At 59.5% G+C, this 19,696-nt stretch carries 21 protein-coding genes; 17 read left to right on the forward strand and 4 right to left on the reverse strand.

Annotation, left to right across the window (positions count from 1 at the left end; all coding sequences use genetic code 11):
- Positions 1 to 79: 79 nt before the first annotated feature.
- The 9 genes from J7447_RS18495 (at position 80) to J7447_RS18535 (ending at position 9,131) form a co-directional block, all read left to right on the forward strand.
- On the forward strand, positions 80 to 259 hold the full coding sequence (locus J7447_RS18495; protein ID WP_152504717.1) for a Flp family type IVb pilin: 180 nt from the start codon (positions 80 to 82) through the stop codon (positions 257 to 259).
- A 154-nt stretch (positions 260 to 413) separates the two neighbouring features.
- Positions 414 to 920: a prepilin peptidase gene (locus J7447_RS18500; protein ID WP_152504716.1), complete on the forward strand. Its 507-nt coding sequence runs from the start codon at positions 414 to 416 to the stop codon at positions 918 to 920.
- A 392-nt stretch (positions 921 to 1,312) separates the two neighbouring features.
- Positions 1,313 to 2,083, forward strand: coding sequence for a Flp pilus assembly protein CpaB (cpaB, locus tag J7447_RS18505; RefSeq protein WP_031268903.1), 771 nt, complete (start codon positions 1,313 to 1,315; stop codon positions 2,081 to 2,083).
- Positions 2,084 to 2,121: 38 nt separating this feature from the next.
- The gene (locus J7447_RS18510; protein ID WP_209170532.1) at positions 2,122 to 3,531 is read left to right on the forward strand and encodes a type II and III secretion system protein family protein; all 1,410 of its coding nucleotides are present in this window, start codon (positions 2,122 to 2,124) and stop codon (positions 3,529 to 3,531) included.
- 16 nt (positions 3,532 to 3,547) lie between these two features.
- Positions 3,548 to 4,252 (forward strand): CpaD family pilus assembly protein, encoded by a 705-nt coding sequence (locus J7447_RS18515; protein WP_209170533.1) that lies wholly within the window; start codon positions 3,548 to 3,550, stop codon positions 4,250 to 4,252.
- A 9-nt stretch (positions 4,253 to 4,261) separates the two neighbouring features.
- On the forward strand, positions 4,262 to 5,569 hold the full coding sequence (locus tag J7447_RS18520) for a CpaE family protein (protein ID WP_286189280.1): 1,308 nt from the start codon (positions 4,262 to 4,264) through the stop codon (positions 5,567 to 5,569).
- Positions 5,570 to 5,600: 31 nt separating this feature from the next.
- Positions 5,601 to 7,121, forward strand: coding sequence for a CpaF family protein (locus tag J7447_RS18525; RefSeq protein WP_209170534.1), 1,521 nt, complete (start codon positions 5,601 to 5,603; stop codon positions 7,119 to 7,121).
- 7 nt (positions 7,122 to 7,128) lie between these two features.
- Entirely contained in the window at positions 7,129 to 8,148 is a 1,020-nt protein-coding gene (locus J7447_RS18530) for a type II secretion system F family protein (protein ID WP_152504713.1), read from the forward strand.
- Between the two features lie 8 nt (positions 8,149 to 8,156).
- Positions 8,157 to 9,131: a type II secretion system F family protein gene (locus J7447_RS18535; protein WP_152504712.1), complete on the forward strand. Its 975-nt coding sequence runs from the start codon at positions 8,157 to 8,159 to the stop codon at positions 9,129 to 9,131.
- 177 nt (positions 9,132 to 9,308) lie between these two features.
- On the opposite strand, the gene J7447_RS18540 is transcribed toward J7447_RS18535, so the two are convergent.
- Positions 9,309 to 10,085: a tetratricopeptide repeat protein gene (locus J7447_RS18540; protein ID WP_051990112.1), complete on the reverse strand. Its 777-nt coding sequence runs from the start codon at positions 10,083 to 10,085 to the stop codon at positions 9,309 to 9,311.
- A 188-nt stretch (positions 10,086 to 10,273) separates the two neighbouring features.
- Between J7447_RS18540 and J7447_RS18545 the strand changes: the two genes are divergently transcribed.
- The 3 genes from J7447_RS18545 (at position 10,274) to J7447_RS18555 (ending at position 12,991) form a co-directional block, all read left to right on the forward strand.
- A complete protein-coding gene (locus J7447_RS18545; protein WP_209170535.1) occupies positions 10,274 to 11,662 on the forward strand; it encodes a leucyl aminopeptidase family protein in 1,389 nt (462 codons plus the stop codon).
- A gap of 72 nt (positions 11,663 to 11,734) precedes the next feature.
- A complete protein-coding gene (locus J7447_RS18550) occupies positions 11,735 to 12,085 on the forward strand; it encodes a MarR family transcriptional regulator (protein ID WP_006934185.1) in 351 nt (116 codons plus the stop codon).
- A gap of 33 nt (positions 12,086 to 12,118) precedes the next feature.
- Entirely contained in the window at positions 12,119 to 12,991 is an 873-nt protein-coding gene (locus J7447_RS18555) for an NlpC/P60 family protein (RefSeq protein WP_209170536.1), read from the forward strand.
- Positions 12,992 to 13,084: 93 nt separating this feature from the next.
- Here the strand turns inward: J7447_RS18555 and J7447_RS18560 are convergent, their stop codons facing one another.
- Positions 13,085 to 13,651: a hypothetical protein gene (locus J7447_RS18560; RefSeq protein WP_209170537.1), complete on the reverse strand. Its 567-nt coding sequence runs from the start codon at positions 13,649 to 13,651 to the stop codon at positions 13,085 to 13,087.
- A gap of 78 nt (positions 13,652 to 13,729) precedes the next feature.
- Positions 13,730 to 14,917 (reverse strand): DNA recombination protein RmuC, encoded by a 1,188-nt coding sequence (gene rmuC, locus J7447_RS18565; protein ID WP_209170538.1) that lies wholly within the window; start codon positions 14,915 to 14,917, stop codon positions 13,730 to 13,732.
- Positions 14,918 to 15,078: 161 nt separating this feature from the next.
- Between rmuC and def the strand changes: the two genes are divergently transcribed.
- The 5 genes from def (at position 15,079) to truA (ending at position 18,756) form a co-directional block, all read left to right on the forward strand.
- Positions 15,079 to 15,597, forward strand: a complete 519-nt coding sequence (gene def / locus J7447_RS18570; protein WP_031268905.1) for a peptide deformylase — start codon at positions 15,079 to 15,081, stop codon at positions 15,595 to 15,597.
- Positions 15,598 to 15,635: 38 nt separating this feature from the next.
- On the forward strand, positions 15,636 to 16,268 hold the full coding sequence (locus J7447_RS18575) for an NAAT family transporter (RefSeq protein ID WP_055657472.1): 633 nt from the start codon (positions 15,636 to 15,638) through the stop codon (positions 16,266 to 16,268).
- A gap of 157 nt (positions 16,269 to 16,425) precedes the next feature.
- A complete protein-coding gene (fmt, locus tag J7447_RS18580) occupies positions 16,426 to 17,364 on the forward strand; it encodes a methionyl-tRNA formyltransferase (RefSeq protein ID WP_209170539.1) in 939 nt (312 codons plus the stop codon).
- Positions 17,365 to 17,386: 22 nt separating this feature from the next.
- The gene (locus J7447_RS18585; protein ID WP_152504708.1) at positions 17,387 to 17,926 is read left to right on the forward strand and encodes an N-acetyltransferase; all 540 of its coding nucleotides are present in this window, start codon (positions 17,387 to 17,389) and stop codon (positions 17,924 to 17,926) included.
- Positions 17,926 to 18,756, forward strand: a complete 831-nt coding sequence (gene truA / locus J7447_RS18590; protein WP_075283128.1) for a tRNA pseudouridine(38-40) synthase TruA — start codon at positions 17,926 to 17,928, stop codon at positions 18,754 to 18,756. The genes J7447_RS18585 and truA overlap by 1 nt, the downstream gene beginning before the upstream one ends.
- A 19-nt stretch (positions 18,757 to 18,775) precedes the next feature.
- On the opposite strand, the gene J7447_RS18595 is transcribed toward truA, so the two are convergent.
- Positions 18,776 to 19,540: a DUF2189 domain-containing protein gene (locus tag J7447_RS18595; RefSeq protein WP_022999770.1), complete on the reverse strand. Its 765-nt coding sequence runs from the start codon at positions 19,538 to 19,540 to the stop codon at positions 18,776 to 18,778.
- Between the last annotated feature and the right edge of the window lie 156 nt (positions 19,541 to 19,696).

Below are 19,696 nucleotides of genomic sequence, written 5' to 3' on the forward strand. Positions count from 1 at the left end.
GGTGAGCCTATGTCCAATCGGACACAAAAGATCCGACGGACTTGAAGCTGTCAATTCAGTGGTACTTGGAGCAAAACACATGAAATCTCTTATCAACCGTTTCGTAAAAGACGAATCTGGCGCAACTGCAATCGAATACGGCCTCATCGCTGGCCTGCTGTCCATCGTCATCATCGGCGCACTCGCAGCAACTGGTACTTCGTTGACTGCGGTGTTCACCAACATTCAGACGCGCCTGACTTCTGCTGCTGGCAGCTAATCTAACGCGCTTAAGCAATTCGCCAGGTTGATGACCTGAATGAGAAAACGGGCAGTTTACTGCCCGTTTTTTCGTTTTTTAGTCAGTTAGCTGCGAAGTGTTAACTCTCTACTGGTAATGAAATGCTCTGTGTTTGAGTTTGATTGAGGGTCCAATGATAGAGGCCGCAATTCTTGTCATTTTTCCGATGCTGGTCGCCTTTGGCGGCGCATCTGATCTGCTGACAATGACTATCCAGAACCGGGTTTCCCTGCTGCTGATCGCAGGGTTTGCCATCCTGGCAGTCGCGACAGGCTTGCCATTGCAAGCCTGGGGAATGCATGCACTCGCCTTTGCGGTCGTCTTTGCCCCCTGTTTCCTGTTCTTCGCCTTCGGATGGATGGGCGGAGGCGATGTCAAGTTCATCAGTGCCATCGCGCTCTGGATTGGTTTTTCGCAAGAACTGCTGATGTTCGTTCTCTTTGTTGCTGTCTACGGCATGTTTCTGACGTTGGGGCTTTTGGCCTTACGGCAGAATGCGGTGGTGCCGTCCGTGCTTTATAGGCAGGAATGGTTCGCTCGTCTGCATGACAGCAAAAGCGGCATTCCCTATGGCATCGCAATCGCGATTGCCGGTCTTCAGGTCTATTCCTCTACTTATTGGTTCGACCTCATTCGTTGAGGTCTTGTCCTGATGGGCTTTGGCTGCCGGGTCGAATCGCGCCTGGCCGAAGACCTGTTGGTGTTCGACTACCGTTATGGATCATCACTTTGAGGTGAGTCACTTACCCCTGGTTGGCAAATGCTAGCCGGCGAACGGATTTTTCTGCTTCAGGGCGCGATATCCAATTTGTTTGCCGGCGTTTCTGACAAGCAAAAACACTGTCTTTGAAGCTGTGAGACGGTGTTGTAGCGCAGTATTCGTTGCAGAATGCATCAATTTAATAAAGTGTTCAGTAAAGTTAACGAATATTAACCGAAAACATCCATATCTGATTAACCATGTTTTGACCAATTACCCCTCATCCTAGTCGGGAACAGCGCATGTGCGCATTGGAATATTGGGTTTTGGTCATGAAAATCGCGCGAATTTTCGTCCTGGCAATTGCTGTAGCGGCAGGCATCATCGCCTTCCGCATGGTCATGATGTCGGGCAACAAGCCAGCAGAGCCTCAGATCGTACAGGCACCTGCCGCCGAGCAGACCAAAACGCAGGTTTTGGTTGCCCAAAGGGATATTCCGCTCGGTGCCAAACTCACGGCGGACGACATGAGCTGGGCGAAATGGCCTGAAGATGCCGTTCCCTTCGGAGCCGTGACGAAAGAAGCCTCGCCTCTGGCCAACGAGGAATATGAAGGCCGAATCGCCCGGGCACCGATTTTTGCAGGTGAGCCCGTTCGCCCCGAGCGTCTTATTAATACCGACAAGGGCTTCATGGCGGCGATCCTGCCCAAAGGCAAACGCGCTATCGCCGTCAGCGTGGAAGCGGAAACAACGGCAGGCGGTTTCATTCTGCCGGGCGACAAGGTCGACCTGATCCTGACCCGCAAGTCGGATACGGGCGCTCTCAGCGAAACGATCCTGGAAAACATCCGCGTCCTGGCAATCGATAGCACGACCGCAGGCGAGCAGGACCAGAAGAACCTGTCACCAAAGCGCACGGCCACGCTGGAACTGACCCTGCCTCAGTCCGAGGTGGTCGCTCAGTCGCAGCAGATCGGCACGATCGCGCTTGCCTTGCGCAGTGCCCAGGATTCCGCCGATGACGCGGACGATGAGGGCGGTCGCCGCCGAGGTGTCAGCTACGTGAAATATGGCGTGACGAGCCAGGCAGGTGCGCAATGAGCCCGGTTGAAAACAGAACGTCCAGCAAGAGGGGCGCGATGAAAAACTATCTTCACAAGCTGGCTGCTTCGGCTGTTTTGCTCGGAGGGTTGATGGGCGTGTCGGCTCCGGCAGCGCAGGCGGAAGGCAACTTCCCGAGCCAGGTCCATATCGCCGCCGGCGAACGGGCAACGGGGCGCATCCTGAACGTTGGCGTCGGCCGGTCGGTGGTGGTCAATCTCGCGGAAGACGCAGCCGATGTGCTGGTGTCCAACCCGGAAATCGCGGATGCCGTCCTCAGAACACCGCGCCGCATCTTCGTGATCGGCAACACCGCGGGTCAGTCTCGACTGGTTCTTTTCAGTCGCAGCGGCAGGGAGTTGGCAAGCTTCGACGTCCGTGTCGAAAAGGATACATCCGATATTACCCGGATCATCCGGAAGCTTATTCCCGGTTCCAACATTTCCGCAGAATCGATCAACGGCAGTGTTGTGCTCAGCGGGACGACCAAAAGCACGCTGGAAGCCCAGCAGGCAGCGGATATCGCGGCGAAGTTTCAAGGTGCCAAGGGCGCAAGCGAAGTCATCAACCTGATTTCCGTCGCTGGCAAGGATCAGGTTCACCTGAAGGTCACGGTCGCAGAAGTCGAGCGTTCGATCATCAAGCAGCTCGGAGTCCAGTTCCAGGGCACTATCGGCGTTGGCAATTTCACGCCCTTCATGTCCAGCCTGCCGAACTTCACCGTGAACCCTTCCATCGTGAACCAGGCAGTTGGCGGTACGCAGCTGTCTGCGGGAGCGACGAGCATCACCGCACAGGTGGAGGCCCTGCAGCGTGAGGGGGTCATCCGCACACTGGCTGAGCCGACCCTGACCGCGATTTCCGGCGAAAACGCAAGTTTCCTCGCAGGTGGCGAATTCCCGATCCCGATTTCCCAGCAGGACGGCGAGATCAGCGTCGAGTTCAAGAAGTTCGGTGTCGGTCTCGACTTTACGCCCGTGGTTCTGTCCGAAGGTCGGATCAGTCTACGTGTGAAGACCGAGGTCAGCGAACTGAGCAATGATGGCGCGGTCTCCGCAGGTGGGATCACCATTTCCGCCCTGAAGGTACGCCGTGCGGAATCAACCATGGAACTGCCGTCCGGCGGCACGCTGGTGATGGCCGGCCTTCTGCAGGAATCCTATCAGCAGGCGATCGAAGGTGTCCCGGGTCTGATGCAGATCCCGATCCTGGGCGCGCTGTTCAAGAGCCGCGACTTCCTGCGTGAGCAGACGGAACTGGCGGTCTTCGTGACGCCCTACGTGGTTCAACCGGTTGCAGTCAGCAAGCTGCAGCGCCCGGACAAGAACCTGATGGCGCCGTCGGATGCCGAGACGATTTTCCTGAACCGGCTTAACAAGATCTACAACCCGACCGGAGCCGCCGCCGAAGGCATCTATCACGGTCAGGTTGGCTTTATCTACAAGTGAGAACGGACGGATGAACATGTCAAACACGGTCCGCAGCAAGACGCTCTCGCAAACCGCACTTGTGGTCTTTGGGTGCCTGATCGCAGCCAGCTGCCAGAACCAGTCGCAGAGCCAGCTTCTGGCATCTCACGACTACAGGCTGATGCATCCGATCGTGATCACCGAAGAGCCGGAAACGCTGGATCTCCCTGTTGGACGCAACACGCGTAACATCAACGGGCCGATCGAAAGCACCATTGCCGCCTTTGGCCAACAGTCCCGGCAAAAGGGCGACGGATCCGTCGAGATCCTGGTGCCGTCTGGTGGGGCCAACGAGGCAGCGGTTCATTCCATCACGCCGAAGATCCGTCAGGCATTGCAGCGCGGGGGCGTTTCAAGGAACAGGATCAGCACTCGAACCTACTCGGTGGGTGATCCCGGCGCGGATGCACCGATCCGCCTGTCCTATGCGCGCATGCAGGCCACTGCGGGCGAGTGTGGGGCCTGGCCGAAAAACATCGGCGGCGGCTTCGGCGAAAACTTCAACTACGAGAACTTCGGATGTGCCAGTCAGGCGAACCTGGCGGCAATGGTCGACAATCCGTCCGACCTGATCACGCCGAGAGCATCCGACCCGTCTGATCAGGGCCGGCGAGCTGTGGTCATAGAAAAATACCGGAAGGGCGAAGTCACCGCGGGTGACTTCACCGAAGGTGTCGGCGCCGAAGTTGCCGAGGACTAGGGGATAGCTATGAGTGCCAACCCAGACTTGAAAGATATGTCCGCCTACATGGATCCCATTTCCGAGCCTGCGGATAACAACTATGCGGGCAGCGACGATGGTCTCCATATCGGCTCCATCCCGCGCATCACGGTGCACGGCTTCTGCCTGACCGACGCCACCATGCGGGTGGCCGAGGCAGCCATGGAAGACCGGCGCATGGCAAAGGCGCACCTGAAGCTGGATATGGGCGGTATCCCGGCGGCGATCGACACCTTCGAACAGGCTCCGACACCGAACCTGATCATCGTTGAGACGTCCGGCAGGCGGGAAGACCTTCTGTCGAGCCTCGATCATCTGGCTGAATATTGTGACGCCGGTACAAAGGTGATCGTCATCGGCGATGTCAACGATGTCATGCTGTATCGCGATCTGATTTCCCGCGGCGTCAGCGAGTATTTGATCACGCCTGTCAGCGTGTTCCAGCTGATCGGCTCAATTGCCAACCTTTATGCCGATCCCGAGGCTGAGCCGCTTGGCCGGACCATCGCGTTCTTTGGCGTAAAGGGGGGCTGCGGTGCTTCGACTATCGCTCACAACGGGGCCTGGGCACTTGGCCGCGTGTTCCAAAGTGAGGTCGTGGTGGCAGATCTGGATCTGCCATTCGGCACTGCCGGGCTGGATTACAATCAGGATCCACTCCAGGGCGTTTTCGAGGCCGTGTCTTCTCCGGAGCGGCTGGACGAAACGTATCTCGATCGCATCCTGTCCAAGTGCAATGAGCATCTGAGTTTGCTGGCCGCACCGGCAACGCTCGAACGCACCTACGACTACAGCGAGAAGTCCTTCGACCTGCTGGTTGACACATTGCGCGCTGGGGTCCCAAGTGTTGTTCTGGACGTGCCGCATTCCTGGAATGCCTGGGTCAAGAACACGTTGCTTGGCGTCGACGAGATCGTGCTTGTCGCGGAGCCGGACCTTGCCAACCTGCGCAATGCCAAGAACGTTGTAGACATGTTGAAGCAGCTGCGGCCGAACGACCGCCCGCCGCATCTCATCATGAACAAGGTCAACGTTCCCAAACGCCCCGAAATCAAGCCGGAAGAATTTGCCGGAGCACTCGGCCTGTCGGTTCACGCGATAATCCCGTTTGAGCCGCAACTGTTTGGAACGGCAGCCAACAACGGACAGATGATTGGTGAGATTGACGGCAAACACGCAATTGCGCGCGCGTTTGATGATCTGGCACACGCCGTCTCCGGTAAGGCCCAGCCCGTCAGGGCGTCCAGGTCGAGCCTCGGTGGTTTGCTTTCGAAACTGAAGCGGAAGGCCGGCTAGGCCGGCCTGAGAGCGGAGCAGATAGTTCGTTATGTTTGGTAGACGTGGCAGCTCATCGTCTGGAACCCAGACCCTTCGGCCAGGTGGCATACCCGGGTTGCAGGACACACCTGCGCCGGCGGAACAGGCTAAACAGCCGGAACAACCGGCGCCGCAGAAGATCCAGACCGAGCCTTCCCAGCCGGCGACCGCACCGACACCTCCGCCACCGCCTCCGCCGCCCGAGCCCCAGCCGGCTGCCCCTGTAGCGCGCAAGAAGAACAGCGAATATTACGAGACCAAGGCCCAGATCTTCAATGCGCTGGTCGAGGCGATCGACCTGTCACAGCTGGCTCGTCTCGATGCCGAAGATGCTCGTGACGAGATCCGCGATGTCGTGAATGACATCATCGCGCTTAAGAACGTGGTGATGTCCATTTCAGAGCAGGAAGACCTGCTGGAAGACATCTGCAACGACGTACTTGGTTATGGTCCGCTTGAGCCTCTGCTGGCTCGTGACGACATCGCCGACATCATGGTCAATGGCGCGCACACGGTCTATATCGAAACCTCCGGTAAGGTTGAGCAGACCGGTGTGACATTCCGCGACAACGCGCAGTTGATGAACATCTGCCAGCGCATCGTGAGCCAGGTCGGCCGCCGCGTTGATGACAGCAGCCCGATCTGTGACGCCCGTCTTCCCGACGGTTCCCGTGTCAACGTTATCGCGCCACCGCTCGCCATCGATGGCCCGGCCCTCACCATTCGTAAGTTCAAACGCGACAAGCTGACTCTTGACCAGTTGACCAAGTTCGGCTCGATCACGCCGGAAGGGGCGACGATCCTGCAGATCATCGGCCGTTCACGCTGTAACGTGCTGATTTCCGGCGGTACCGGTTCGGGCAAGACGACACTGCTCAACTGTCTGACTGCCTATATCGAGAGCACCGAACGCATCATTACCTGCGAAGATTCGGCCGAACTGCAGCTGCAGCAGCCGCATGTGGTGCGCCTGGAGACGCGTCCGCCCAACCTGGAAGGGGAAGGCGAGATCACCATGCGCGATCTCGTCAAGAACTGTCTGCGTATGCGTCCTGAGCGGATCATCGTGGGCGAAGTGCGTGGCCCGGAGGCATTCGACCTCCTGCAGGCCATGAACACAGGTCACGACGGCTCCATGGGAACCCTGCACGCCAACTCCCCGCGTGAAGCCCTGTCCCGTCTGGAATCCATGATCACCATGGGCGGTTTCTCCCTTCCGTCCAGAACCCTGCGCGAGATGATCGTTTCGTCCATCGACGTGGTGGTTCAGGCGGCGCGTCTTCGCGACGGTTCCCGCCGCATCACCCATGTGACGGAAGTAATGGGCATGGAAGGCGACATCATCACCACCCAGGATGTCTTCCTCTACGACATTGTCGGCGAAGACCCGAACGGCAAGATCATCGGCCGCCACCGCTCCACCGGAATCGGTCGTCCGAAATTCTGGGAGCGGGCGAGATACTTCGGCGAAGAAGCCCGTCTGGCACAGGCATTGGATGCTGCCGAGATGCCTGAATATGTAGCTGATTGAGGACCCCATGTCCGGACTTGAAGAGTTTCTCACGCCTGAAATCACCGGCCTGGCCGTCGCCGCCCTGGTGATGCTTGCCGTTGGCGGCATCATCTTCAGCCTGTTTCAGCCTGCTCTGTCCGGCTCGAAGCGGCGTGATCAGCGCGTGAACGCGGTCGCAGCGCGGCCCCAGAGCGAAAATCAGCGCAAGGCCCTTCGCGATGTCGATCGGCGCAAGCGGTCGATCCAGGATCAGCTGAAGGAATTCGAGGTACGGCAGAAAGCCAAGCAGGACAAGCAGCAGAAGGTCTCGCTGAAGGTCAAGATCGAGCAGGCCGGTCTGGACTGGGAGACCCGTCATTTCGTCATCTTCAGTATCGTTGCCGGTCTGGTCTTTCTGATCCTTGGATTGATCTTCAGCGGAAATCTGCTCATTGCGGCAGCCTTCGGTTTTGCTGGCACTCTGGGCTTCCCCCGCTGGTACGTTTCCAGCAAGCGCAAGCGCCGCTTCAACGCATTTCTCGAGGAGTTGCCGAACGGCGTCGACATCATCGTGCGCGGCGTCAAGTCCGGTCTGCCACTCAGCGACTGCATCAAGGTGGTTGCCCGTGAATCCCGCGAACCTGTCGCGACCGAGTTTCGCAAGATCACCGAGACCCAGATCATGGGGATTTCGCTTGCCGAAGCGGTTGGCAAGTTGCCCGAACGTGTTCCTCTGGCCGAAGCCAACTTCTTTGCCATCGTGGTTGCCATTCAGCAGAAGGCAGGTGGGGGCCTGGCCGAGGCATTGAACAACCTGTCCAAGGTGCTGCGCGGCCGCAAGGCCATGAAACGCAAGATCAAGGCTCTTAGTGCAGAGGCGAAATCTTCAGCAGCCATTATCGGTTCACTGCCGTTCTTCGTTGGCGGCATCATGTATGTGATCGCTCCAAACTACATTCTGACACTGTTCGAGACCACAGCCGGAAACATCATCATCGCAGGCTGCCTGTTCTGGATGTTCTGCGGCATCATGGTGATGCGCGCGATGATCAACTTCGATTTCTAGGAGACGACATGGATATCGATACCATCGCATCCAGTCAGTTTCTGGCAGCTGTTCTGGCCATGGTGGCGGTCACGGGAACTATCTTTTCCCTGGTGATGCCACTTCTGTCCCGTGACACGTTGAAATCGCGGATGAAATCGGTCGCGATCGAGCGCAACAAGCTGCGTGCCAAGGAGAGGGCCCGTCTTCAGGCAGCCCAGGCAGACGCCAAGGCATCCCTGCGCAACCAGCCCAAGGCGCAGATGAAAAGCCTCGTCGACCGGCTGAATCTGAAGGAAGCGCTTTCCGATGAGAGCACGGTCGAAAATCTCAGAATGGCCGGCTACCGCGGCTCCGCACCGCTTTACTACTTCCTGGTCGCGCGCATAGCGTTACCTGGCGGTGTCTTCGCCTTCACGGTGGCTTACGCGTTTCTCGTGTTGCCCGATGACCTCCCGGCATTGTCTAAGCTCTGTTTCTGTCTGGGTCTTGCCGGCCTCGGCGCTTTCATGCCGAACCTCTATCTGAAGAACAAGATAGCCAAGCGCAAGCTGACCATCCAACGGGCCTGGCCGGATGCACTGGATCTCATGCTGATCTGCGTGGAATCGGGCATGTCCATTGAAGAAGGCTTCAAGCGCGTTGCGGAAGAAGTCGGTGTTCAGTCGGTTGAACTGGCAGAAGAATTATCGCTCACGACGGCCGAACTTTCTTACCTGAGCGACCGCCGCATCGCCTATGAAAACCTGTCGAAACGCACAGGTGTCGAAGGTGTGAAGAACGTGATGATGGCGCTTATCCAGGCCGAGCGTTACGGTACGCCTGTCGGCACGGCCTTGCGCACGATGGCGGACGACACCCGCGAACAGCGCATGCAGATGGCCGAACAGAAGGCGGCATCTCTGCCGCCGAAGCTGACGGTGCCGATGATTCTGTTCTTTCTGCCGGTTCTGTTTTTTATCATCATGGGACCAGCTGTCATTCAGGTAATGGCACAGCTATAAAGTCAGGAATTCTCTGAGGGTTCTCGTCTACAATCCGGTCAAAATGAGCTTGTGAAGCAGAACTGTGGAATGGGAAAAGGCGGTATCCGGATGCTGTCCGGATACCGCCTTTCGTTCGATACTATATTGGGCCCGCATACATTGCGCGAGCTTTAGCCTGGGCTTGAGAAATTCGCCTCAGCCCTGCTGGCGCTTCTGCATCATGGTGCGCAGATAGGCTATGTTGGCCTGGGCCTGCTGCGGATCGATCTCGGACTGGGCCACCTGGATGGCTTCGTCAAACTTGCCCTGGATGCCAAGCACCAGGGCCAGGTTCTGGCGAACGCGGCTGTCTGCGCCGGGCAGGGTGGCTGCCTTGCGCAGGGTATATTCCGCGTCGGGCAGATCATTGGACAGCAGATATGACAGGCCCAGGTTGTTCAGGAGACTGGGATCGTTTGGCGCGATGATAAGCGCCTGCTTGTAGAGGCTGCGGGCCTTGTCGTGGTTGCCGGTCTGATCATAGATCGCCGCTTCAGCGGACATCAGCCTCCAGTCCGGCGTGTCCGGCCTCTGGGCACCACGAATGACGTTCAGCGCTTCGTCGAAACGGCCGTTCATCGCCAGAACCTTGCCATAGGCGGAAGAGATTTCCCGGTCCTTGGGATGTGCGATCACGCCGGACCGAAGAACAGCCATGGCCTGCGGAATTTGTCCGTTCTGGCTGAGAGCGCTGGAATAGCCAAGAATGGCGCTGCGGTCTTTGCGATCGCGCTCATAGGCCTTGGACCATTTGGACACCTGTGCCAGCGCCTGCGAGGAGCCCGGCGAAGTGTAGCCGGAGGCAGGGGAGTGCGTGCCGGTGTTGGCGCGGTTGGAAGCACAGCCAGTGACAACGACAAGCGCCGACATGGCCAGCAGCGTCGTGGCGAGACGAGTGCGACGGCGAACGGAACCGGTTCTGGGCGATTGCATTTCCAACATCCTTGTTGTCGGCGGCTTTCAGGTTTCCTTATGAGAAATAGATAATTAACCCTAATGCTTGGTTAAGCACCGTTGCGAAATGCGAGAAGCGGTGCGCATCGACGCGCACCATATTGCGTCCGAACGCCGGGCATCCTAGGTCTTGAAGATCGAATCCAATCTCCAACGGAGGTCCTCCCGTGCGCGAAAGCCTAGTCCGCAAGAGCGATGTTTCCAGCTCCACGCCCATCCACGCCATCACCGAGGCAAGCCTGCCCCAAGTTCTGGACGGGCTCGGATCAGCAGCATTGAACTGGTGCAAGGTCAACGATTTTGCAGGCAAGCCCGCAACATCCCTGCTTGTCCCGGGAGCAGACGGTGCCGCGGTGCTGTTCGGCGTAGAGGATGGCGGTCTGTCGCATCCGCTGGCACTAGGCGGCCTCGTCGCGGGACTGCCGGAAGGCGATTACCATCTTGCCGAGGGGTTTCCGGATCCCGAACAGGCAGCGCTCGGCTTTGCCCTCTCCACCTATTCCTTTACCCGCTACCTGAAAAACGAAGGCAAGACCCGCCGACTTGCCGTTGACGAGACCGTCGACCTGGATCGACTCGGAACGATTCTCGACGGGGTCCAGCTGGCGCGTGATCTCATCAATACGCCCGCGAACGATCTTGGACCGGGGGAACTGTCCCAGGCCGTTGTCGCCCTTTTCAAGCAGCATGGCGGCACCGGGCGTATCGTCATCGGGGAAGACCTTCTGGAAGAAAACTTCCCGATGGTGCACGCAGTCGGCAAGGCCAGCAGCCGGGCGCCGCGCCTGGCAGACTTCACCTGGGGTGACGAATCCGCGCCCAAGGTCACTTTGGTGGGCAAGGGCGTCATCTTCGATACCGGCGGTCTCAACCTGAAACCGGGCTCCTCCATGGCGCTGATGAAAAAGGACATGGGTGGGGCGGCCAATGTGCTGGGCCTTGCGTCCATGATCATGGCGTCAAAGCTTCCTGTTCGCCTGCGGGTCATCGTTCCCTGTGTCGAAAACGCTGTTGCCGGAAACGCCTTCCGGCCGGGAGACATCCTGCCGAGCCGCAAGGGGCTGACCGTCGAAATCGGCAACACCGATGCCGAAGGCCGGTTGATCCTCGCCGATGCCCTGGCGCTTGCAGACGAGGAGAGCCCGGAAATCCTGATCGATATGGCAACGCTCACCGGTGCTGCCCGCGTTGCTCTGGGGCCGGATCTGCCGCCTTACTACACGGACGACGAGGAACTTGCCGAGGATATCGCGGTCATGGCCGAGGCTGCCGCCGACCCGCTGTGGCGCATGCCGCTGTGGCAGCCCTATCTGAAATATCTCGACAGCAAGGTTGCCGATATCAATCACATCAATACATCCGGTGCCGGATTCGCTGGGTCGATCACGGCGGCGCTGTTCCTGTCCCGCTTTGTCGAGAACACCGGCAGCTGGGTTCACTTCGATATTTTCGGCTGGACCCCGATGGAAAAGCCCGGAAAACCGATGGGTGGGGAAGCCCAGGGCATTCGTGGTCTGTTCGATGTCCTCTCGGAGCGTTTTGCGGGCGCACAATAACGGCTCCGAAACGTTTTCGTGCTTCGATGGTCATGGAGATGGATGGGGGAAAAGGATGGGACCCTGTAACTCATGGCCGTCGAATTGCGCGCCTCGCAGGCGCTGAAACTGATGCACGAGGTCAATCTGGCGCTTGTTCGCGATAGCGAACAGGATCTTTCCGCGCGCCAGTTGACGATCCTGATGACAGTCTATCTGGAGCCGCCGCCGCATACGGTGCGCGGGTTGGCTGCCAAGTTGAATGTCACCAAACCTGCCATCACCCGGGCGCTTGACACTCTGGGCGGTATGCGGCTTTTGTCGCGCAAGCGCGATGAAGCCGACAAACGCAATGTGATCATCACTCGCACGGTGGAAGGCGCGCTTTATCTGGAGCAGCTTGGCGATCTCGTGGTGGAAAAGGCCCGGGAACTGCCGCGCTGACAGTCCAATCCATTTCGGGATCGACTATCGACCATGACCGAGACCTTCGACCGCCGCCGCCATCCGGTCCGTGCCGACCTTGCCGCCATCGACTATGAAGGCCGGGCAGCCGCTAGCCGTTTCGCCGAGGGCGAGGTGTTTCAGGTCATTGCCGACCAGCTGCCGATCAGGCCTGAACCGCGTCAGGACCGGCCGATCGACACCGAAGCCCTCAGCGGCGAGTGGGTGACCGTTTACGAGCAGACACCGGAAGGCTGGGCCTGGGGACAGCTCGACACGGACGGCTACGTCGGCTGGTTCTCCTCCGACGACCTTGGGCCGGTGAAGCCGGCTACCCACCGGGTGCGCGCCCTTCGGACCTACAGTTACCCGGTTGCCGACCTCAAGTTTCCGCCACTCGGGCTCCTGTCCATTGGCTCGCTGGTCACGGTTATCGGTGAAACCGAAACGCGTGGGCTGGCCTATGCGCTCCTCAGCGATGGTTCGGCGGTTGTTGCCAAACATCTTGTGCCGCTGGACGCCGTTGAGGACGACTGGGTGGCTGTCGCCGAAGAGCTGATCGGCACGCCCTACCGCTGGGGTGGACGCTCGAGCCTGGGTCTCGATTGCTCAGCGTTGGTGCAACTTGCGGCGCAGACAGGCGGGCACGACCTGCCGCGCGACAGTGACATGCAGGAAGCGGAAGCCGGCGAAGCCGTTCCGCATGATGATCCGACCACATTGAAACGTGGTGATCTGCTGTTCTGGAAAGGCCATGTCGGCATCATCGCGGGCGAGAACCGCCTTTTGCACGCCAACGGCTTCACGATGACCGTCGCCTATGAGCCACTGGACAAGGCAATTGATCGCATCGCGGCAACGGAATGGGGCGCGATCACGAAGGCGCGGCGCCTGCCAGAGTTGTAAGTGGACAAGAGGTAGCAGTGCCCCGGGCATTCAAGTGCTCGCCCGGGGTCTTGTCGGCTGTGGTCTTGTGTTTGTCTAATCTACGCGAATTTCTCAGCCGGGGAACGTCTGGACGCCAATGGATTCGAGTGCGCCGGACTTCGGGTTCTTGACCAGGCAAAGCTGGCTTTCAGTTCCCTGAATGGAGCAGACCATGGGACGCTCTTCCTGGCGGGCCCGCTCATAGATCTCCCGTGTCACGCCTTCTTCTGCATAAAACGGAAATTCGCCAGCCTGCGGGCCTTCAGCACCTTCCGGCCAAACCGGCAGCTTGGCGGATGTTGCGACATCGGTATAGCCGCTGATCCAGTCCAGCAGGGCTGCCTGCATGTCGGTGAGGGTTTCGATGCCGTAAAAACCGAACAGGTCATTCTGATCAAAGGTAGCCTGATATTCAATGCCACCGGACTGATTGAAGACCGCGAGCGAGACTTCCGCAGACCCGCATTCGCCCTGTGCATCTGCTTCAACCGAATAGGTGTCCAGCCAGACCGCTTCAACGGACTGTGAGCACTCTTCCGCTGCTGCATTCTGGCTCAGCGGGAACGCGAGCCCCCCAAGCACCACGCCGGTGATTGCGATGTTAAGTGTCTTGGAAAAAAGGAAATTCCGGAACGACATACCTGCCTCCAAATCGACTCGGATCGAGCCGGCCGGACTGTAGACCCGAGGTAGAACAGCAGCAACAGATTTGCTGCGTCACCCCTTCGGTGTCATCGCCAGCTGGGGTTCGGCACTGGAAGTGTCCTTTGCCACGCTTTCGAGTTCTCCCAGCTCGAGATCCTCGATCCGGCGGCTTCGCTTGGAGATCTTGTCGGAGGAAATCAGGATCTGGTCGATATCCTTGTTCGCCTGGGCGAAATGGGCCTGAAGCTTGCCGACGCGGTCGTTCAACCGGCTGACATCGGCAACCAGGTGGCCGACTTCCGCCTGGATCAGATGGGCCTGCTCGCGCATCTTGGCATCGCGCAGCACCGACTGGATCACCTGGATCGACAACATCAGCAGCGAGGGCGAGACGATCACCACCCGGGTACGGTGCGCCTTCTGGATAAGGTCCTCGAAGCTCTCGTTGAGTTCTGCAAACACGCTTTCCGATGGCACGAACAGGAACGCGGTATCCTGCGTCTCGCCGGGCAGAAGGTATTTCTCGCCGATGTCCTGAATGTGTTTGGTGAAGTCGCGGCGAAACTGGGCCTGGGCATATTTCAGCTGGTCGTCGGTTTCCGCATTGCGCAGCAGGTTGAAGGCTTCCAGCGGAAACTTGGCGTCGATGGCCAGCGGCGGCGCACCGTTCGGCATGTGGATCAGGCAGTCCGGGCGGCTGTTGTTCGACAGCGTTGCCTGGAAGGAATAGGTGCTGGGCGCCATCTGGTCCTGGACAATCGCTTCCATCCGGCCCTGACCGAAGGCGCCGCGGGTCTGCTTGTTGGACAGGATTGCCTGCAACTGGCCAACCTGGCCGGAGAGATCGGTAATCGTGCGCTGCGCCCGGTCGATCACCGCCAGCCGCTCGTGCAGGTGCCTGAGGCCGTCCTGCGTGCGCTTGCTAGTATCTGCCATCGAAAGGTTCAGCTTGTGGCCCATGCCATCCAGGCGCTCGTTGACGGCGCGCATCATGTCGGACTGCCGCGAGCCGAACACTTCCGCCATGGTCTGCATGCGGCCGGTCATTTCCCCCTGAGATTTCAGAAGTTGCGAGAGATGGCTTTCCAGCTCGTGAATACGCTCGCTGGCCACTGCGTCCGATTCGGCACGCAAACGGATCTCCCGCATGGTCTTCAGGACCAGCCAGACAATCAACGCCAGAAGAAACAGGCCGCCGGCGATGGCAGCTTCCAGAACCGTCACCGGACGGCCACTCAAATCGAACAGGATCTCATTCATGAAACAAACATAGAACGATTCGGGGCGAAGGCCCATCCGCGCGGCAGGAGAGAGCTGTAGACTTCTACCAGGTAGCAGGTCCGGTCGAAGGCGTTGAAAACGGGAGGCTGCCGCGCTATTTCCGCGTTGACCGGAGCGCTCCGATTTCTTATGTCAGGCGCATGACAATACGCCCGATCATCACCATTCCCGATCCGGTCCTGCGCGAGGTGTGTGCACCTATCGTGACCGTCGACGACGACGTCCGCAAACTGGCCGACGATATGCTGGAAACCATGTACGATGCCCCCGGTATCGGACTTGCTGCCAGCCAGATCGGGCTGCTGCAACGCATCTTCGTGCTGGACGTCGCCAAGGAAGACGCGCCGAAAGAGCCGATGGTGTTCATCAATCCGAAGATCGTCTGGTCGAGCGAGGACCTGTCCGTCTATCAGGAAGGTTGCCTGTCGATCCCCGATTACTACGAGGAGGTCGAGCGGCCTGCCGAAGTAACGGTCCAGTTTCTCAACCGGGAAGGCGCCGAACAGGAGATCAAGGCCGACGGGCTTCTGGCAACCTGTATTCAGCACGAGCTTGACCATCTCAACGGGAAGCTGTTCATTGACTACCTGTCGAAGCTGAAGCGCGAACGCGTTGTCAAGAAATTCACCAAGCAGGCAAAGCTGGCCGGAAAACTCTGATCCGCTGCTGCCTGGCTGAAACCGGGGGGGCGGCATAAATGGATCAGGTCCTGTTCCTGAAACTCTTCGCTGCGCTCTTTGCAATCATGAACCCGATTGCAAACCTGCCGGTGTTCTTGTCGCTCACCGCCGACAAAGGGCCGGGGTTTGAGCGCAAGGTTGCCCTGACGGTGCTGATTGGCCTTGCCCTTGGCTCCGCATTCATCGGCCTCACGGGCGATGCCATTCTCAAGGTCTTCGGCATCAGTCTGGATGCGTTTCGGCTTGCCGGTGGTTTCCTCATTCTCCTGATCGCGCTCAACCTCATCTCCGGTGAGAAGAGCAAGGCGCATCATGGGACGGACGAGGAACAGGAACATCATTCCGAACAGGACAATCCTGCAATCTATCCGCTGACCGTACCGATCCTGCTCGGACCGGGAACGATCTCGACCATGATTATCTACCGTGGCCAGGTCACGGATCTTTCCCACGAAATTGCGTATATCGCTGCCATCGCCGCCTCCATCGCCGTTCTCGTAGGCACGTTCTTCGCCGCCCCGTTCCTGTCGAAGTTCCTCGGCCAGACCGCAACCAGCGTCATGAGCCGCCTGATGGGGATGATCCTGGCGGCCATTGCGATGGAAATGATGGTCGGAAGCCTAAAGGTCCTGCTACCTGGCCTGGCTTGAAGCGAGCTGACGCCACGCGGCAGGCCTGATCGATTTCGCACTTCCGGGAAGGAGTAGCCCTGGGTGCAGGGGCGCCAAACAACGCACGCTGCCCCCTTGCAACACCCGCCGCGAGACGCAATAAGGGCGCAGATCTTCAAAACCCCTCAGGAGCCTCATGTCCTTACGCGTCATCTTCATGGGCACCCCGGATTTCTCGGTGCCGACCCTCATGGAAATCGTCGGCCAGGGCCACGACGTGGTCGCCTGCTATTCGCAGCCGCCGCGTCCTGCGGGCCGGGGCATGGACCTGAAGAAATCGCCGGTTCATGAGGCCGCTGAATCTTTCGGTATTCCGGTGTTCACGCCGCAGAGCCTCAAAGGGGCAGAAGAGCAGGAGGCCTTTGCGGCCTTGAATGCAGATGTCGCGGTGGTGGTTGCCTACGGCCTTCTCCTGCCGAAACCGATCCTGGAAGCGCCGGAATACGGTTGTCTCAACCTTCATGCTTCCATGTTGCCGCGCTGGCGCGGCGCAGCGCCCATCAACAGGGCGATCATGGCCGGTGACAAAGAAACAGCCGTTCAGGTGATGCGCATGGAAGAGGGGCTCGATACCGGCCCCGTCTGCATGTCGGAAACCGTTGCCATCGGCGAGAACATGACGGCCGGTGACCTTCACGACAAGCTGTCTTCGCTCGGCGGGGATCTGATGGTTCGGGCGCTGGCGGCCTTGTCGCGCGGGGCGCTTGGAGACCAGACCCAGGCAGAAGACGGTGTCACCTACGCGGCCAAGCTCTCCAAGCTGGAAACCCGGATCGACTGGTCGAAACCGGCTGCGGAGGTTCACAATCACATTCGCGGCCTGTCACCCTTTCCCGGTGCCTGGTGCGAAATGCCGCTCGGCGGCAAGATAGAACGGGTCAAGGTCCTGCGCAGCACGCTTGGCGAAGGCTCCGGCACGCCGGGATCCGTCCAGACCGGTGGGGATGTGCCGGTGATTTCCTGCGGTGCGGGTGCCGTACGTCTGGAACAGGTTCAGCGGGCCGGCAAGAAGCCGATGAGCGGCGCGGAATTCCTGCGCGGAGCATCGCTTTCTGACGGCACGGTTCTGGACTAACCTGAGGTTCGAGGAGACCGACATGACCCAAGCTGCCGAAGCTGCCGGCCTTGCCATCAGAAACGTGACTTCTGACGATGAAGCTTCCGTCAGGGAGCTGGTCACCGCTGCCTTTCCGTCCGACATGGAAGCCCGCCTCGTGCACACGCTGCGTCATTGCGGCGCTCTGGTGCTGGAACAGGTCGCGGTCGATGCCGACGGCCGGATCGTCGGACATATCGCCTACAGCCGTGTCACCCCGGCTGCCATCGGTCCGGGGCAGGGCATGCAGGTTGTCTGCCTTGCGCCTGTTTCCGTCTGGCCGGACCTGCAGAAGACCGGCATCGGTTCGGCGCTGATCAAGGCCTCTCTGGAAAGCCTGAAGGATCTGGGAGAGGACCTTGTTCTGGTACTCGGCCCGCCGTCCTATTATCCGCGCTTCGGTTTCGATCCCGTGCTGGCACGCAAGGTGCAGGGACCTTATGCGGGCGATGCCTTCATGGCGCTTGCGCTGACGGAAGCCGGATCGCGGGACCTGCCAATCGAGGTGGCCTTCGCCACACCCTTTGAAGAATTCGAGTAATGCCCCGCTACAAACTGACGGTGGAATATGACGGCAGGCCGTTCAGCGGCTGGCAGCGCCAGGCGAACGCGCCGTCCGTCCAGGCGGTGATCGAACGTGCCGTCAAGGCATTCTCCGGTGAGGAGGTGACCATCGGCGGCGCCGGTCGCACCGACACCGGCGTCCACGCCACCGGGCAGGTCTGCCATGTGGATCTTTCGAAGGACTGGGACGCAAGAACGGTCATGGGGGCGCTGAATTTCCATTGCCAGCCCCATCCGGTGGTGATCCTGGATGCCGCGGAAATGCACGAGGGCTTCGACGCGCGCTTTTCCGCGATCCGCCGCTCCTACCGCTATCGCATTCAAAACCGGCTGCCGCCGCTCACCCACCAGCTTGGGCTTGCCTGGCATGTGAAGGTGCATCTCGATGCGGACGCCATGCACGCGGCCGCGCAGGAATTCGTCGGTCATCACGACTTCACCACCTTCCGTCACACGCGCTGCCAGGCAAAAAGCCCGGAAAAGACGCTGGAGGAATTCCGGGTATACCGCGAGGGCGAGTTCGTCATTGCCGAATGCGCCTCACGGTCGTTCCTCCACAATCAGGTGCGCTCGATGGTCGGCTCCCTGCGGCTGGTCGGTGAGGGCAAATGGGGACCGGGTGATGTCACCAAGGCCCTGCAAGCCCGCGACCGGAACGCCTGCGGCCCGGTGGCGCCGGCAGACGGGCTTTACCTGACCCGTGTCGACTACCGTTCGGCGGAAATGGACATCGAACTCAAGAAGGACTGGCAGTCCCGCAAAGCCGTGTTGGCTGCCGGAGAAGGCGAAGAAGACGGCGACGCGTGAGAGGATACTCTTTAGCCCGTCACAACGTCTCCTCAGGTATCTCCACGCACTTCTTGTAGAGATGCCAGGTCGTATGACCGAGGATCGGCAGGGACACGACCAGACCCAGGAACGCCGGTGCCATCGAGACGATCAGAACCGCGGTTACGACAAAGGCCCAGCCGATCATCGGGACGGGTGATGTGAACACGGCCCGCACGCTGGTGATCATGGCTGTGATGAAGTCCCGGTCCTCCTCCATCAGCAACGGGAAAGACACCACGGTCAACGAGAACAGGATCAGCGACAGGATTGCACCCACCACGTGGCCAACGGCCAGGAACATCAGGCCTTCCGGGGTGGAGATGACCTGGGTCAGAAACTCGTCGAAGGAAGCAAACGACCGGAAGCCGAGGAACAGCGCGAGCAGCAGGCGCACCTGATACATCCACATGATCTGGATGAACAGAACCACGAAGGCCATCCAGGAAAGTTCCCGCCCCTTTTGGGCCCACATGGTGCCGAAGATGCGTGACCAGGAAAGCTCCTCACCATTTTGGAGACGCCGGCTGACCTCGTAGAGACCAACCGCAGCGAATGGCCCGATCAAGACGAAACCGGCCGCTGCCGGATAGGACAGGTAACTCATGTTGAGGGCGGCCGCGCTCAAGACGACAAACAGGCCCCCAAGAGCGAAAAACGCGCCGATCGCCAGGCCGTAGACCGGCGCCCTGCGGAAATCGGCCAGACCCGCAGCGAACGCGTCGATCACGTCGTTGACGGTAATCTTGTTGACCTTTGGCATGGGCCGCAATCCAGTTGTTGCGGATGCCCCGCTATCGTGAGGGGTTGACGTGTTGTCACTCATCAGGCGGCTTCCTCCCAAAAGCATATTGCCCGCCCGCCTCCCGCGGACAGGCAATCTTAGGCACGGAACGGTGTCCGGCTCAATCGGGAGAAG

Origin of the sequence: Labrenzia sp. R5_0 (assembly GCF_017743835.1) — a bacterium.
In the GTDB taxonomy this organism is placed as follows: Bacteria; Pseudomonadota; Alphaproteobacteria; order Rhizobiales; family Stappiaceae; genus Roseibium; species Roseibium algicola.